Origin of the sequence: Virgibacillus sp. SK37 (assembly GCF_000725285.1) — a bacterium.
Taxonomy (GTDB): Bacteria; Bacillota; Bacilli; order Bacillales; family Amphibacillaceae; genus Virgibacillus_Q.
Genome location: NZ_CP007161.1, coordinates 2,615,253 through 2,629,888, shown reverse-complemented (window position 1 = coordinate 2,629,888; position 14,636 = coordinate 2,615,253). Strand labels below are relative to the sequence as shown.

At 37.0% G+C, this 14,636-nt stretch carries 19 protein-coding genes; 18 read left to right on the top strand and 1 reads right to left on the bottom strand.

Annotated features, from left to right (window positions below; genetic code table 11):
- Positions 1-29: 29 nt before the first annotated feature.
- A complete protein-coding gene (nagA, locus tag X953_RS13470) occupies positions 30-1,205 on the top strand; it encodes an N-acetylglucosamine-6-phosphate deacetylase (protein WP_040956059.1) in 1,176 nt (391 codons plus the stop codon).
- 1 nt (position 1,206) lies between these two features.
- The gene (gene nagB / locus X953_RS13465; protein ID WP_040956058.1) at positions 1,207-1,932 is read left to right on the top strand and encodes a glucosamine-6-phosphate deaminase; all 726 of its coding nucleotides are present in this window, start codon (positions 1,207-1,209) and stop codon (positions 1,930-1,932) included.
- 136 nt (positions 1,933-2,068) lie between these two features.
- On the opposite strand, the gene X953_RS13460 is transcribed toward nagB, so the two are convergent.
- Complete coding sequence (locus tag X953_RS13460; protein ID WP_040956057.1) at positions 2,069-2,719, bottom strand: YigZ family protein; 651 nt, start codon at positions 2,717-2,719, stop codon at positions 2,069-2,071.
- Positions 2,720-2,907: 188 nt separating this feature from the next.
- Here X953_RS13460 and X953_RS13455 point away from each other — a divergent pair, with 188 nt between their 5' ends.
- From X953_RS13455 to X953_RS13380, 16 genes are all read left to right on the top strand, one after another.
- A complete protein-coding gene (locus X953_RS13455) occupies positions 2,908-4,047 on the top strand; it encodes a sensor histidine kinase (RefSeq protein ID WP_040956056.1) in 1,140 nt (379 codons plus the stop codon).
- A gap of 140 nt (positions 4,048-4,187) precedes the next feature.
- Positions 4,188-4,883: a response regulator transcription factor gene (locus X953_RS13450; protein WP_040956055.1), complete on the top strand. Its 696-nt coding sequence runs from the start codon at positions 4,188-4,190 to the stop codon at positions 4,881-4,883.
- A gap of 390 nt (positions 4,884-5,273) precedes the next feature.
- Positions 5,274-6,116: a DegV family protein gene (locus X953_RS13445; protein WP_040956054.1), complete on the top strand. Its 843-nt coding sequence runs from the start codon at positions 5,274-5,276 to the stop codon at positions 6,114-6,116.
- Between the two features lie 86 nt (positions 6,117-6,202).
- Complete coding sequence (locus tag X953_RS13440; protein ID WP_040956053.1) at positions 6,203-7,615, top strand: DEAD/DEAH box helicase; 1,413 nt, start codon at positions 6,203-6,205, stop codon at positions 7,613-7,615.
- Entirely contained in the window at positions 7,615-8,298 is a 684-nt protein-coding gene (locus X953_RS13435) for a ComF family protein (RefSeq protein ID WP_040956052.1), read from the top strand. Before X953_RS13440 ends, X953_RS13435 begins: the two co-directional genes overlap by 1 nt.
- 39 nt (positions 8,299-8,337) lie before the next feature.
- The gene (locus tag X953_RS13430) at positions 8,338-8,754 is read left to right on the top strand and encodes a TIGR03826 family flagellar region protein (protein WP_040956051.1); all 417 of its coding nucleotides are present in this window, start codon (positions 8,338-8,340) and stop codon (positions 8,752-8,754) included.
- 36 nt (positions 8,755-8,790) lie between these two features.
- On the top strand, positions 8,791-9,051 hold the full coding sequence (flgM, locus tag X953_RS13425; protein ID WP_040956050.1) for a flagellar biosynthesis anti-sigma factor FlgM: 261 nt from the start codon (positions 8,791-8,793) through the stop codon (positions 9,049-9,051).
- 14 nt (positions 9,052-9,065) lie between these two features.
- Positions 9,066-9,560 (top strand): flagellar protein FlgN, encoded by a 495-nt coding sequence (locus X953_RS13420; protein ID WP_040956049.1) that lies wholly within the window; start codon positions 9,066-9,068, stop codon positions 9,558-9,560.
- A 25-nt stretch (positions 9,561-9,585) separates the two neighbouring features.
- Entirely contained in the window at positions 9,586-11,100 is a 1,515-nt protein-coding gene (gene flgK / locus X953_RS13415) for a flagellar hook-associated protein FlgK (protein ID WP_040956048.1), read from the top strand.
- A 9-nt stretch (positions 11,101-11,109) separates the two neighbouring features.
- Entirely contained in the window at positions 11,110-11,979 is an 870-nt protein-coding gene (gene flgL / locus X953_RS13410; RefSeq protein WP_040956047.1) for a flagellar hook-associated protein FlgL, read from the top strand.
- 65 nt (positions 11,980-12,044) lie between these two features.
- Complete coding sequence (locus X953_RS13405) at positions 12,045-12,608, top strand: DUF6470 family protein (protein WP_040956046.1); 564 nt, start codon at positions 12,045-12,047, stop codon at positions 12,606-12,608.
- 16 nt (positions 12,609-12,624) lie between these two features.
- On the top strand, positions 12,625-13,074 hold the full coding sequence (gene fliW / locus X953_RS13400) for a flagellar assembly protein FliW (RefSeq protein ID WP_040956045.1): 450 nt from the start codon (positions 12,625-12,627) through the stop codon (positions 13,072-13,074).
- Positions 13,075-13,076: 2 nt separating this feature from the next.
- Complete coding sequence (gene csrA / locus X953_RS13395; protein WP_040956044.1) at positions 13,077-13,301, top strand: carbon storage regulator CsrA; 225 nt, start codon at positions 13,077-13,079, stop codon at positions 13,299-13,301.
- A gap of 74 nt (positions 13,302-13,375) precedes the next feature.
- On the top strand, positions 13,376-13,744 hold the full coding sequence (gene flaG / locus X953_RS13390; RefSeq protein ID WP_040956043.1) for a flagellar protein FlaG: 369 nt from the start codon (positions 13,376-13,378) through the stop codon (positions 13,742-13,744).
- A 54-nt stretch (positions 13,745-13,798) separates the two neighbouring features.
- Positions 13,799-14,200, top strand: coding sequence for a flagellar export chaperone FliS (gene fliS / locus X953_RS13385; RefSeq protein WP_040956042.1), 402 nt, complete (start codon positions 13,799-13,801; stop codon positions 14,198-14,200).
- Positions 14,200-14,553, top strand: a complete 354-nt coding sequence (locus X953_RS13380; RefSeq protein ID WP_040956041.1) for a flagellar protein FliT — start codon at positions 14,200-14,202, stop codon at positions 14,551-14,553. The genes fliS and X953_RS13380 overlap by 1 nt, the downstream gene beginning before the upstream one ends.
- Positions 14,554-14,636 lie beyond the last annotated feature (83 nt).

Here is a 14,636-nt window from a genome sequence, read left to right as displayed (position 1 = left end):
GACTACTTGGTGAAAGGAGAGAGCTGATTATGAAAAGCATAGTACCAATTTATATAAAAAATGCGAAAATATATCAAGGAAATAAAATGATAAATAAAGGCGGGGTTTTAATAGAGCATGGCAAGATTGTTGCAGTGCATGAAAACATTCAAGAAGAGCTGCCAACAAATGTTCAAATTATTGACGGTACAGATTTACAGGTTATTCCTGGTTTTATTGATGGACATATTCATGGCGCCGATGGCGCAGATGTGATGGATGCGACGGAGGCTGCTTTGGATACAATGGCAGCAGTATTGCCAAGGGAAGGAACAACAAGCTTTCTTGCCACAACAATTACGCAAGCTCCTGAAAATATTGATAGGGCACTTGAAAACATCTCATACTATAATAATAAAGCTGGTTTTGCTGAAATGGTTGGTGTGCATCTTGAAGGGCCATTTATTGAGGAGACAAAAGCTGGTGCACAACCACTCGACTTTATTATGGAGCCTAACATTGAACAGTTTAATGAGTGGCAAGAAAAATCGGGAAACAAAATTAAAACAATTACGATGGCACCTGAGCATGATGCTGATGGAGAGTTTATAAAGCATCTTTATCGTAATGGTGTGAATGTCTCAGCAGGCCATACCGGCACAGATTTTGCAGGCATGAAGCGAGCTGTATCACATGGTGTCCGTCAAGTAACACATCTATGTAACGCAATGTCTGGTATCCATCACCGTGACATTGGAGTCGTAGGCGCTGCTTTTCAATTGGAAGAATTGCGTGCAGAGTTAATTGCAGATGGAATTCATATTTCACCAGAGATGCTCGAAGTAATTTATAAAAATATGGGTAGTGAACGTCTCATTCTCATTACGGATGCTATGCGTGCGAAATGCCTGAATGCAGGAAACTATGAGCTTGGTGGTCAGCCGGTAACTGTTACAGAGGACCGTGCTGTACTTGAAAATGGTACGTTGGCTGGAAGTATTTTAAAAATGCATCAGGGAGCCCGCCAAATGTTAAAGCTAAATGATGTCACAATGAGGAGTATCATCCAGATGGCTTCAGAAAATCCTGCTAAACAATTAAATTTATATGACAGAAAAGGAAGTATTGAAGCAGGAAAGGACGCGGATGTATTACTGGTCGATGACAATTTGAATATTAATTATACAATCTGCCGAGGAGTCATCGCTTATAAAGGAGGAGAATAAAATGGAAATTATCAAGGTGAAAGATTATCAAGAAATGAGTGAAAAAGCCTGTGATTTTATAGTGGAACAGCTTGCTGCTACAGACCAGCCAGTGTTTGGTCTTGCTACAGGATCTACACCTGAAGGTCTTTATGAATGCCTTATTAACAAATATAAAGCTAAAGAAATATCATTTGCTGATGTAAAGACATTTAATCTCGATGAATATGTCGGACTTGGACAGAACAACCCAAATAGTTATTATTACTATATGAATAAAAAGCTATTTGACCATATTGATATTCCATCTGAGAATGCCCATTTACCACAAGGAAATGCTGTAGATTTACAAAAAGAATGCAAGGAATATGAAAGTCGTATTGATCAAGCGGGCAAAGTTGATTTGCAGGTGCTCGGTCTCGGATTAAATGGACATATCGGTTTTAATGAACCTGGTACTCCGTTCTCAAGCAGAACGCATGTTGTAGAACTGGATGAATCGACAAGGAAAGCAAATGCCAGATTTTTTTCTTCCTTAGATGAAGTTCCTACAAAAGCAATTACAATGGGAATTGATTCTATTATGGAGAGTAAGGCAATTATTTTACTCGTCTCTGGTAAAAAGAAGGCAGATGCTTTGGCAACATTGATGAATGGCCAGATAACTGAGGATTTCCCTGCTTCTATTTTGCAAAAACATGAAAATGTAACCATCATTGCTGACGAAGAGGCCATGTCTTCACTATAAGAATTTATTCCAACTTTTTTAGCCCTAGTTATTGAGATAGAAAATCATACTAGCCGAACTAATCCGAAATCGTAAAGTTATACCTCGAATTAGTTCGGTTTTTTATTGCTTAGAAAATGATAAAGTCAGAACCTGCTTATGTTTCTGAGGTAGACTCTACATCTATTTCTATGTAGGTGGTATTTTTCTTTTCAATTAGAGCTTGGTCACTTGTCAAATTGATAATCCATTCTTGAAAGTGATCCACCTCGCTTATTTTTACATAAACAATCATTTCCACTTTATCCAAGTAATTGATTGTGTCCAAGATATAATTAGTTTGACGGAGTTCATTTTCCAATTTTCCCAATAACGTATAATCAATAGTTAAAGAGAAACCTTGCATAAGCTGGCGTTTGACAATTCCTGTCGTACGAATGGCTTGTGAGGTTGCGCTGCTATATGCACGGATTAGGCCTCCAGCTCCAAGCTTAATGCCTCCGAAATACCTTGTTACAACTACCGCAGTGTCCTTCAATTGTTGTTTTTTTAACACTTCCAAAATGGGCACACCTGCTGTACCACTAGGCTCTCCATCATCGTTCGCTTTCTGAATTTGGTCATGCTCACCAATCATGTAGGCAGAGCAATTATGTGTTGCATCATGGTGCCTTTTCTTAATTTCCTGAATGAAAGCCTGGGCTGCTTCCTCTGTTTCCACTCTTCGGACATAGCCGATAAATTTAGACTTTTGAATAACAATTTCGTCCATTCCATTCTCTTTAACTGTAAAATATTTCTCTAACATCTTGCAATTCACCTCCTGAACAGCCATTATATATACATAGAGCTGTATGTTAGTTTGTAATAAACAGGTGGTTTTGTTTTAAAAAACGGGAGAAAAGTAGCATGCAGAAGTTTCATGATATATGATAAAAGACCCTATAAAAAATTGAAAGTTATACGTATAATTATAGCATAGGTTGGTGGGAAATGTTGGCACAGAAAATTAGTGAGACTGCTTTAGATTCCATCATTCAAGAAATGGTCGAAGTAGTGGAAAACAGCAAAGATGAAATTTTTAATATTAGTGAAGGAGCACGAACGGAACATGAGCATTTGGTTAGAGAACTAACCGAAACAAAGTTCAAGGTAGTGCAACACATTGAAGATGGCGATCAACTTGAACAAAAGGTCAGATTTTCCCGCGAACGATTAGCTGAGGTAAGTAAATATTTTGATCGATACAGTGAAAATGAAATAAGAGAAGTGTATGAATATACACATGAAATGCAAACAAAGCTAGCAATGATGCGGCAGGAGGAGAAATCATTACGTGAAAAGCGTGATGACTTAGAAAGAAGATTGGTAGCGTTAAGCCAGACGATTGACAGGGCTGAAGGACTAGCCGGTAAAATATCTGTCGTGCTCAATTATTTGCACGATGACTTCCAACAAGTGAATGAAATGATTGAAGAAGCAAAAGAAAAGCAGGAATTTGGTTTGAAGATTATTGAAGCCCAAGAGGAAGAACGTCGAAAGATTTCCAGAGAGATTCATGATGGGCCTGCACAAATGCTAGCTAATATCTTATTGAGATCAGAGCTTGTGGATAGAACCTTTCGTCAAAAAGATATTAATCAAGGTTTAATAGAAATTAAGAATGTACGCAAAATGATTCGTTCTTCTCTATATGAAGTTAGAAGAATTATTTATGATTTACGACCGATGGCACTAGATGACCTTGGACTTTTGCCAACACTTAAAAAGTACATTGCTACTATAGCAGAATATAACAATATAGAGATTGAGTTTACATCCATTGGCGAAGAAACCAGATTAAATCAGAATTATGAGATTGCCTTCTTTCGTCTTGTTCAAGAAGCCTTACAGAACGCGGTTAAACATGCTGAAGCTTCCTTAATTCAAGTAAAGCTGGAAATTAAAAAAGATAACTTAATTATGGTAATTAAGGATAATGGCAAGGGATTTGATCCTTCATTAAAAAAGGACAAGTCATTTGGATTAATTGGAATGCGAGAGCGAGTGGAAATGCTTCACGGCACGTTAACTATTAATTCTCAACCAGGTAAAGGCACGATGATTTTGATTAAAGTTCCGTATAATCCAGCATAGAGGAAAACGGAGCATAATAAATTTTAGATTATGATAAAATTACCGATATAAATAAAGACAAAGATTTCGTTTGAAGAGGTTTAATAATTATAATAGGGCAAACACAAAAATAAGGGGAATGGATGTAGGAGGAACATAAGATGAAGACAGAAGAAAAGAAAACACAGATTGTACTTATTGACGATCATAAATTGTTCAGAGAAGGTGTAAAACGAATTCTGGAGTTCGAACCAACATTTGAAGTTGTTGCTGAAGGGGACGATGGTTCCGAAGCATCCCGTATCGTAAAAGAAAATAATCCTGATGTTGTATTAATGGATATTAATATGCCGAATATGAATGGAGTCCAAGCTACAGCGGATCTTGTTCGTTATTTCCCTAAAACACGGGTTATCATACTCTCTATACATGATGATGAAAGTTATGTTACACATGCACTTAAAACAGGAGCACAGGGATACCTTTTGAAGGAAATGGATTCGGATGCTCTTATTGAAGCAATAAAAGTAGTTAGTGAAGGTGGATCTTATCTGCATCCGAAAGTGACCCATAATCTTGTCATGGAATACCGACGATTGGCTAAAGAGAATGCGTCAAGTGCAAAAGATAATGGCATGGAATATCGTAAGCCGCTTCACTTACTTACAAAACGGGAATGTCAGGTTCTACAGCTACTCGCAGATGGAAAAAGCAATCGGGCAGTAGCCGAAACCTTGTACATCAGCGAAAAGACGGTAAAGAACCATGTTAGTAATATCCTGCAGAAAATGAATGTAAATGACCGTACTCAAGCCGTAGTATCTGCCATTCGTAAAGGCTGGGTAGAGGTTGTCTAGTCAACTTACTGACCTTCTAGCCAATACTTGAGTAGATTACTACAAAAATAAAATCACCCACATTAGTTAAACAAAATAAAAGCCGGGCTGATACGAATTCCAAGCAATAATTCGTATCAGCCCGGTCTTTTACTATTAGGCTTTAGTATTTTAGAACTTCCTCGTTCATCATATGTTTTTGATTTTTTCTATAGTCCTGATCAACATTGTCGCTTAACTAAGAAATTTTCATTTACAAACCTAAAGTTTAATCATAGCAACGGATTCAGGTTGTTCATCTTCCTTCTGTTTGTTTATTTTTCTTATATCTTAGTGTAGAATAAACATACATATGTAAAAATGATAGAGTTTACAGATAGAGATAGTTTTTATAGTAGAGGAGAAGGTAATATGAAGGTTGCTGTGATGACAGATAGTACGGCATATATCCCTGAAAACATACGAAATAAGTATGCGATACATATGGTCCCATTAAGCGTAGTATTTGAGGACACCTCCTACCAGGAGGAAATGGATATTACTACGGAAGAATTTTATAAGAAAATAAATGAAGCGAAGCAATTACCCAAGACTTCCCAGCCTTCCATTGGCTATATTACAGCTGAACTAGAAGCATTAGCAAAAGAATATGACGCAGTAATCTCCATTCATCTATCCAGTGGGATAAGCGGCACATATCAAGCTGTAGTCAGTGCTGGAGAGATGGTCGACGGAATTGAAGTATTTGCTTATGATTCAGAGATTAGCGCAATGGCTCAAGGCTTTTACGTATTAGAAGCAGCTGAAATGGCGCGAAACGAGAAAGAACCACAAGAAATTATTGCTCGACTCAATGAAATGAAAAAGAGCTTGCGTGCATACTTTATGGTTGATGATCTAAGTAATTTACAGCGGGGAGGCCGTTTGAACGGAGCACAAGCTTTGGTAGGAAGTCTACTGCAGGTTAAACCAGTGTTGCATTTTGTTGATAAAGTTATTGTGCCATTTGAAAAAATTCGTACACGTAAAAAAGCCCTAAACAGAATTATGAGTATGTTGAAGGAAGAAGCAGATAAAGGTAAGCAATTAAAAGTTGTCTTTATTCATGCTAACAACCTGCACGCCGCAGAAGAACTGCAGCGAGACTTCCTAAAAGCGTACCCTAGCATGGAAACATTCATTAGCTATTTTGGTCCTGTTATAGGAACCCATTTAGGTGAAGGTGCTCTTGGAGTATGTTGGTATGAAAAGTAAATAATACTATAGCTACCATCCGATTACAGGGTGGTGGTTTTCTATATTAATGGTGTTAAAAATAATTTAGAGAGGAAATAATTTAATTGACAAAACATGAAGGTGCTTTAGAATCTGCGTTCTCCCACCAGCTTGCTGGTAAGCTTCTACTTCGAAACGAACTGCCACTAGATGATAAACAGTTTGAACAATTTCTTGCTGATGGCGCACTTATGCCAATCCCTTCTATAGAAAAACAACTATTTTCAGCTATCTGCCAACGGTGCGGTAATCGAAAAAAATATTTATTTGGAATACTCCCTTGTAAACAATGTGATAAAACTCATTTATATTGCCGAAAATGCATAGAAATGGGCCGGGTGATGGAATGCGAACCACTCTATTATTGGAATGGTAAAAAGGTGGTTTGGCCCATAATAGACAAACCATGTACTTGGGAAGGGGAACTTACAGCTCTCCAGCAAAAAGCTTCTGATCGTATTGTTTCCGCAATTACAAATAAAGAGGAGGAGTTACTTGTATGGGCGGTGTGCGGCGCAGGAAAGACGGAAATGCTTTTTCCTGGCATAGCAGAAGCCCTCCGTTCAGGAATGCGAGTTTGTCTAGCCACACCTAGAGCAGATGTTGTCCAAGAACTGCTACCGAGAATAAGAAATGCCTTCAAGAATGTAAATATACAGGGATTATATGGTGGTAGTGAAGAAAAAACGGGCAATGCCCAGCTGATAATATCTACGACTCATCAATTGCTGCGGTTTAAAGCTGCTTTTCACCTTTTAATAATTGACGAAGTGGACGCTTTCCCCTTCCATAATGATCCCTCGCTTCCTTACGCTGCTAAAAGATCTTTACATTCAACTCAAAGTACAACGGTTTTTTTGACAGCAACCCCCAGGAGAAATCAACAGTTTCGCTTATGGATGAAGCAACTTCCACACGTATTCGTACCTGCACGATTTCATGGCCACCCGCTACCAGTCCCCATTCTAAAAACATGTACAAGTCTAAAAAAAGACACCCAAGCCAACCGTGTTCCTGACGTATTATTAAATTGGATGAAAAAACGTTCCAGCCCACATCGTCAATTGCTTCTTTTTGTACCTACCATAGAACTAGTTGAACAATTATATAAGAACAGTATTGCGCAATTTCTCCAACAAAAATTACTTGAGTCAAAGGATAAAATAATGTGTGTCCATGCTTCAGATCCTCTACGTAAGGAAAAAGTCCAGTTATTCAGAGATAAAAAAATAGATATATTAATAACGACGACCACTTTGGAAAGGGGGGTCACTTTCCCTTCCGTGGATGTAGCTATTTTAGATGCAGGCCATCGTGTATTTGATGAGGCTGCACTTGTTCAAATTGCAGGCAGGGCAGGGAGAAGTCCAGACGACCCTAAAGGTGAAGTGGTTTTCTTTCATAATGGCAAAACCAATGCAATGGTTCACGCAATTGATGCGATTAAGTCAATGAATAAACGGGGAGGGTTTATCTGATGTATTGCTTATGGTGTCATGAAGAAATCATCACCGAAGTACATTGGGGTAATTTTGTTCATCTTTATAATCCTAAAAGGCTTTGTATGAACTGTGAAAGCCAACTAATAAAAATTAATGGGGATCGCTGCAGTGTTTGCTCCCGTGTATCTAGTGTGAAAAAGTGTGCAGATTGTTTGAAGTGGGAGGATTATGAGAAAGAGGTCTCCATTACATTTAACGCATCACTCTATACGTACAATTCGTTTATGCAGGAGGTTGTCGCTAAATGGAAGTACCGCGGAGATTATCAATTAGCAAAAATATTTCAATATGAATTTGAAAAGGAATATATTAAGAGATTCTCTTTTTTAGATAAGAAAAAATCAGTTATTGTCCCAATTCCTCTTAGCAAACAAAGATTTAGTGAACGAGGGTTTAACCAAGCCGAGGTATTAGCAGATTTCATACAGCTAAAAACGGACCCTGTATTAGAGAGGTTACATGGGGAAAAACAAGCGAAGAAGACAAGATATGAAAGAATTTCAATGGAGAATCCATTTATTTTAAGAAAAAGTATTAACAAAACGGTTATTCTTGTCGATGATATATATACAACTGGTACGACATTACGACATGCTGCCAGATTACTAAAGGGAAATGGATGTCCGAATGTTTATACCTATACATTGATTCGTGGTTAGTAAGTATATGCTATAATGAATAAAGTGAGGCGAAATTTAATGGCTGAGTTAGCAAATTGCTCACGCTGTGATGCGGTTTTTGTGAAGAATATACGTGATATATGCCAAGCTTGCTATAAGGAAGAGGAGCAAGCTTTTGATACGGTTTATAAATTTCTACGCGAACGAAAGAACAGGGAAGCGACCATGCTGGAAATTGTTGAAGCAACAAAGGTAGAAGAAATCTTGATTACAAAATTTATTAAAGAAAAAAGACTGAGAACAACTGATTTTCCAAAGTTGGCTTATCCCTGTGAGTCATGCGGAGTTAATATAGTAACTGGTAAACTATGCTATGATTGCTCCGCTGAATTGAGAAAAGATCTTGATAAACACAATGAAGAACAACGAAAAATACAAGAAAAAGAAGCAAATAAAAATACACATACCTATTATATGTTCGATAAAAATAAGTGATCTAAATTATAATATTTTAAGAAGAGGTGAGCCACTATGCGTATAAATGGGCCGAACAATACGAATATGAACCCATATAAAAATCACTTCCAAAAACAGGTGAATACCAAAGCAGAGCCAAAAAAAGACCAGTTAGAAATTTCCAACAAGGCAAAGGAAATGCTTGAAAAGGAAAAGCCTAATGCAAAACGGGCAGCATATGTACAAGAATTAAAACAAGCGGTAGAAAATGGAGAATATAAAGTGGACCATGATAAAACAGCCCGGAAAATGATTGATTTCTGGAGTGGATTTTAAGGGAGGACGACGTTTTGTCCGTACAACAAATCATTCAATCGCTTCATCAATTAGCAAATGTGCATGAACATTTATTGAAGTTATCTAAGCTTAAAACGGAAGCCATTAAAGAAGGCTCTATAGATAATATGCAGAATGTAATTGTTCAAGAGCGTAAAGAAATTAAGCAGCTGGAGCAGGCAGAGAGCATAAGGGAAAAACAAGTAAGTGACTGGTTTGCAAAGAACGGGATTTCACAAGAAGATATTTCTATTACCTTTTTGCTTGACCATATAGACCAAGTGGATGAAAGAGAAAAGCTTGGCAATATTACTATTCGCTTAACGAAATTAATTACTGAATTGAAGCAACAAGAGCAGTTGAATCAATTGCTAATCAATCAATCTATGAAATTTATTCAACTATCCCTTGATATGTTAAATCCGTCTATACAAAATATAAATTATGGAAATCAGAAGCAATATGGAGCGGAAGCACAAAAACGTTCCATATTTGATTCGAAAGCTTAATAAGCGTTAAAAAGGAGTAAACGATATGAGTACATTTCATGGTCTGGAAATGGCCAAACAGGCTCTTTTTGCACAGCAGTCAGCATTATATACAACTGGGCATAATATTTCTAATGCAAATACAAAAGGATATACAAGACAGCGAGTTAACTTTGAAACAATGAATCCATATCCGGCAGCTGCAAGAAACCGCCCGGAGTTACCAGGCCAAATGGGGACAGGGGTTCAGACGGGCTCTATTCAGCGGGTACGTGATTCTTATCTGGATGTTCAATTCCGAGCGGAGAATAGTAAAACAGGTTACTGGTCCACCATGTCAGATGCTTTAACAAGGTTGGAAGGCGTAATGAATGAACCTTCTGACAGTGGTTTATCAAAAACAATGGGGCAATTTTGGCAATCAATCCAGGATCTTTCTTCAAATCCGGAAAATTCGGGAGCGAGATCTGTTGTGGCCCAACGAGGTAAGGCGGTTGCGGATACGTTTAATTATTTATCCGAATCCCTAACTTCTATACAGACTGATTTAAAAAACCAGATGGATATTACTATTACGGATGCAAATTCATTATTAAAACAGATCCATAATATTAATAAACAGGTAAACGAACTTGAGCCACATGGTTACCTTCCGAATGATTTATATGATGAACGTGATCGTTTAATTGATGAATTATCCAGTATCGTTAACATTAAAGTGGATTATGATAAAAGCTCTACAAGTTCGCAAGATATTGCTCAAGGTATAGCCAGCATTGAAATTGTTGATGATAAAGGAAAGTCATTTGAGCCTGCAGTAAAACTATTAAATGGGGCGGAAGCAGATGAATCTGATGCAATTCAAAAGCTATCTATCGATTACGATGCAGGTGAAGTAATGGCAGGAAGCATTTCGATGGATATATCCAAATCGAATGGGTCACTAAAAGGCTTTGCTGATACATATGGTTTGTCAGAGGATGGTTCTGGATTATATCGGGATATGCTTGCCGATTTAGACAAGATGGCTACTAATTTTGCTGAGCAGTTCAATAAAGTCCATCAACAAGGTGTTGGTTTAGATGGAAGTGAAGGACTTGATTTCTTTACATTTAAACCAGGGACAAGCGGTGCTGGTGGTTTGACTGTGAATAAAGACATTCTTGATAATCCAGACAAAATAGCTGCTAGTTCAAATGGTAATGCCGGAAATGGCGATAATGCTTCTGATCTCGCCAATGTCTTTGACGATACAAAAATTGTAAATGAAGATGGGAATAACCCGTTTGGGGAGAATACATCTGTAAATAGTTTCTATCAATCTCTTATTGGAGAAATGGGTGTTCAGGCACAGGAAGCTAAACGGATGGAGAACAACACCGGTGTTTTGCGCTTACAGGTAGAAAATCAAAGGATGTCCATCAGCTCTGTTTCTTTGGATGAAGAAATGTCCAACATGATTAAATTTCAACATGCCTATAGTGCAGCCGCACGAAGCATGACAGCAATGGATGAAATGCTGGATAAAATTATTAACAGTATGGGATTAGTAGGAAGGTAGGGGTAACTAATGCGTATAACACAAGGCATGCTATCCAATAATATGTTAAGAAATCTTTCTTCCAGCTATAATAAAATGGGGAACTTGATGGATCAACTTAACACAGGAAAAAAAATTACGCGTCCATCGGATGACCCTGTTATTGCGATGAAAGGGATTAATTATCGAAACCGTGTGATAGAAGTGGAGCAGTTTGAACGTAATACAATTGAAGTAAATAATTGGATGGATAATTCTGATGCTGCTTTGGATAAGGCTACAAAAGCGATGCAACGTTTACGAGAGCTTGCTGTGAAAGCCAGTAACGGTACAAATGAATCTCAAGAGCTTGAAAGTATTCGCTCTGAGGTAAGTCAGTTAAAAGAGCATCTAAGAGATATAGCCCAAACCGAAGTGAACGGAAAATACATTTTTAACGGGACTAAAACTGATCAGCCGCCAACTGTGAATCTAGAGAACGGAACATTCACTGCCGATTCTTCCTCTGTAGATATTGAAGTAGCAAAAGGGATTAAACTAAAAGCAAATGTAAATGCAGAAGAAGTTTTTGGTGATATCTTCCAGAGTGTGAATGATTTTGAAGAAGCTTTAAGTAAGGGTTCCGACACAGTATCAGAAAGTATTTCCAATATTGATGAAGGTATAAATAAAATTATAAACTCTCGTGCAGATCTTGGTGCACGAATGAACCGACTTGAATTAGTTGAAAATAGGTTGAGTGAGCAAAATATTATTGCAACGAAAGCAATGTCGGATAATGAAGACATTGATTATGAAAAGGCGATTACAGAATTAATTACACAGGAAAGTATTCACCGAGCAGCATTATCTACAGGCTCACGGATTATTCAACCGTCTTTAGTTGATTTTCTAAGATAGGATAACAAATTTGCCCTGCACCCTTTTGACTGCAGGGTTTTCACATTTAGAGAGGAGGGGACGTCTTGCAAATACCTCAGATAAGAATACAATCTCAATCAGCTACTATTCAATTAAATATAACACCAGCACGACAGGAGATTGAGCAGCCAAAAGCAGATTTATTCATACAACAACCTAAGGCAAAAATGGAAATCAGGACAACCCCTTCAAAATTAATGATAAACCAAAGTCAAGCATGGGAACAAATGAATCGTATGCATGTTTTCAAGTTGAACGATAAATTTGCAGGAGAAGGGCGTCGAGGTCTTTTAGAAGGAATTGAGAGACGTGCCGGGCAAGGTAGAGAGTTAATGCAAATTGAAAATAAGGGTGACCCTATAGCTAATCAGGCAGAACAAAACGGTCATGATGGGATGAAATCATTAGGAATAAAATTTATTCCCTCGCATTTTTCCGTGAAAACAACCTACCAACCTGCCAAAGTAGATATTAATGTAAAAGAAAATAAACCGGAAATAAATGTTCAACCAAATGAAGTTATACATAGATATAAAGCTGGTAGTGTTGATGTGCAAATGAAAAATTACTCAAGTCTGGAGATAGACTTTGTAAATATCACAGTGTGATAGAGGAGGAAATGAAATGATAGTGGATACAAAATATTCAGGAGAACTAGAAATTGACGAAAATGAAATTATCTTTTTTAACACAGGGTTGCCGGGATTTCCAGGGGAAACTAAATTTTTGCTTATCGATTTCCCTGATAATCCTGTTTTTCAAATTCTTCAGTCAGTTCAAACCCCCACAACTGCTTTTATCGTCACAAACCCTTATTATATATATCAAGACTATGAATTTGACCTTGATAAGAATATTATAGAGCAGTTAAACATTCAGAGTGAAAAGGAAGTCGTAGTACTTTCTATCGTAACGGTTAAAGACCCATTTCAAGATAGCACGTTAAATTTGAAGGCACCCATTATTTTAAACCCTGCGCGAAAATTGGCGAAACAATATATTCTTACGGAAGAAATCTACCAGGTTAAAACACCTTTGAACCCAAATATTAAATCAAATATAGGGGGAAGGTAACTATGTTGGTACTGGCGAGGAAAATAAATGAAGCTATTCAGATTGGTGAAGAAATTGAAATTAAGGTATTATCCATCGAAGGCGACCAAGTTAAGCTCGGAATAGAAGCACCAAGGAAGACAGATATTTATCGGAAGGAAATATACTTGGATATCCAACATGAAAATGACCAAGCAGCTAACGTACCCTCAGATCTTTTACAATTTTTAAATAAAAATAAAAAATAACTGTTTGCCCCTTTAAGTTTTCACTCAACAAACCGATAGAAAGAATAAACGAGATGGTTTGAGGAGATGTAATTATGCGATTAGATCAAGTATCACACGGATCGCAGCAAATTAAACTTCAGGGAGATAACAACACGCAATTGCTAACAGATACTGAAAAATCCCAACAACAGATAAGGCTTGAAGGGAAAACGTTGCCACCAACTGATAACACAATAACGAAAGATAAATTAAAAAGTGTAACAGAGAAACTAAATGAGTTTGTAGAACCGTTAAAGACCGACTTGAAATTTGTTTTTCATGAAAAACTTAATGAATATTATGTAACAGTTGTGAATCCGTTAACAGATGAAGTAATTAAAGAAATTCCACCAAGAAAAATGCTGGATATGTATGCTGATATGGCAGAATTAATGGGGCTTATGATTGATGAGAAAATTTAGCAATTGATTAAAAGCTTTATCCAGAGGGGATAGAATTTTAAAGGAGTGAAAAAGTTGTCACTTAACAAACCGTACCAAACCTACCAAAATAACGCGGTAAATACTGCAACCGGTGGAGAATTAACCTTAATGCTCTATAATGGGTGCATTAAGTTTATTAAACAAGCAGTCAAGGATTTAGAAGAAAAAAATTATGAAGCTAAAAATACCAATATCCAAAAAGCGCAAAATATAATACAGGAATTAATGTTAACCTTGGACCAAAAGGTTGAAATTTCCAAGCAGATCCTTCCACTGTATGAGTTTATGCAATTCCAGCTTAGAGAGGGAAATATTAAGAATGACCCTTCATTTCTTTTAGAGGCACTTGAACTCATTACAGAGTTTAGAGACACGTGGAAAGAAGTTATTTTGAAGAATAGAAAAGCACAACCTGTGCAAGGCGCCCAAGTATAATGAACCGTCTCGAAGTTTTATTTCAACAAACAGAACAATTACAAGCTGTGCTTAATCAGGAAAGAAACCATAAAAATCGAGCGGAAATTATTGAACAAGTGAACCAATTAATTGAGAAGAGAGATGAGAATCTAACAGATATTAAGCCTCCGTATACAAAAGAAGAGGAGCTTCTCGGAAAGAAATTGGTCCAGCTTAATACAGAAATAGAACAATTGATGCAAGAAATTTTTACAGAATTAAAAGCAGAAATACAACAAGTGAAGAAGCAAAAGCGAACAAACCGAAAATATATCAATCCATATGAAAAAGTAAATTCCTCAGATGCTATGTTTTTGGACAGTAAAAAATAACTTCATATTATTATGAAGTTATTTTTTATCTATTGATTTAAATGATAGAATTATAAAAAAATAATTAATTGTTAACAGGATGT

What these genes read in the sequence shown, in the direction of transcription:
- nagA (WP_040956059.1), top strand. Translation starts at nt 30, where the DNA reads ATGAAAAGCATAGTACCAATTTATATAAAAAATGCGAAAATATATCAA.
- nagB (WP_040956058.1), top strand. Translation starts at nt 1,207, where the DNA reads ATGGAAATTATCAAGGTGAAAGATTATCAAGAAATGAGTGAAAAAGCC.
- X953_RS13460 (WP_040956057.1), bottom strand. Translation starts at nt 2,719, where the DNA reads ATGTTAGAGAAATATTTTACAGTTAAAGAGAATGGAATGGACGAAATT.
- X953_RS13450 (WP_040956055.1), top strand. Translation starts at nt 4,188, where the DNA reads ATGAAGACAGAAGAAAAGAAAACACAGATTGTACTTATTGACGATCAT.
- X953_RS13445 (WP_040956054.1), top strand. Translation starts at nt 5,274, where the DNA reads ATGAAGGTTGCTGTGATGACAGATAGTACGGCATATATCCCTGAAAAC.
- X953_RS13435 (WP_040956052.1), top strand. Translation starts at nt 7,615, where the DNA reads ATGTATTGCTTATGGTGTCATGAAGAAATCATCACCGAAGTACATTGG.
- X953_RS13430 (WP_040956051.1), top strand. Translation starts at nt 8,338, where the DNA reads ATGGCTGAGTTAGCAAATTGCTCACGCTGTGATGCGGTTTTTGTGAAG.
- flgM (WP_040956050.1), top strand. Translation starts at nt 8,791, where the DNA reads ATGCGTATAAATGGGCCGAACAATACGAATATGAACCCATATAAAAAT.
- flgK (WP_040956048.1), top strand. Translation starts at nt 9,586, where the DNA reads ATGAGTACATTTCATGGTCTGGAAATGGCCAAACAGGCTCTTTTTGCA.
- flgL (WP_040956047.1), top strand. Translation starts at nt 11,110, where the DNA reads ATGCGTATAACACAAGGCATGCTATCCAATAATATGTTAAGAAATCTT.
- fliW (WP_040956045.1), top strand. Translation starts at nt 12,625, where the DNA reads ATGATAGTGGATACAAAATATTCAGGAGAACTAGAAATTGACGAAAAT.
- csrA (WP_040956044.1), top strand. Translation starts at nt 13,077, where the DNA reads ATGTTGGTACTGGCGAGGAAAATAAATGAAGCTATTCAGATTGGTGAA.
- flaG (WP_040956043.1), top strand. Translation starts at nt 13,376, where the DNA reads ATGCGATTAGATCAAGTATCACACGGATCGCAGCAAATTAAACTTCAG.
- X953_RS13380 (WP_040956041.1), top strand. Translation starts at nt 14,200, where the DNA reads ATGAACCGTCTCGAAGTTTTATTTCAACAAACAGAACAATTACAAGCT.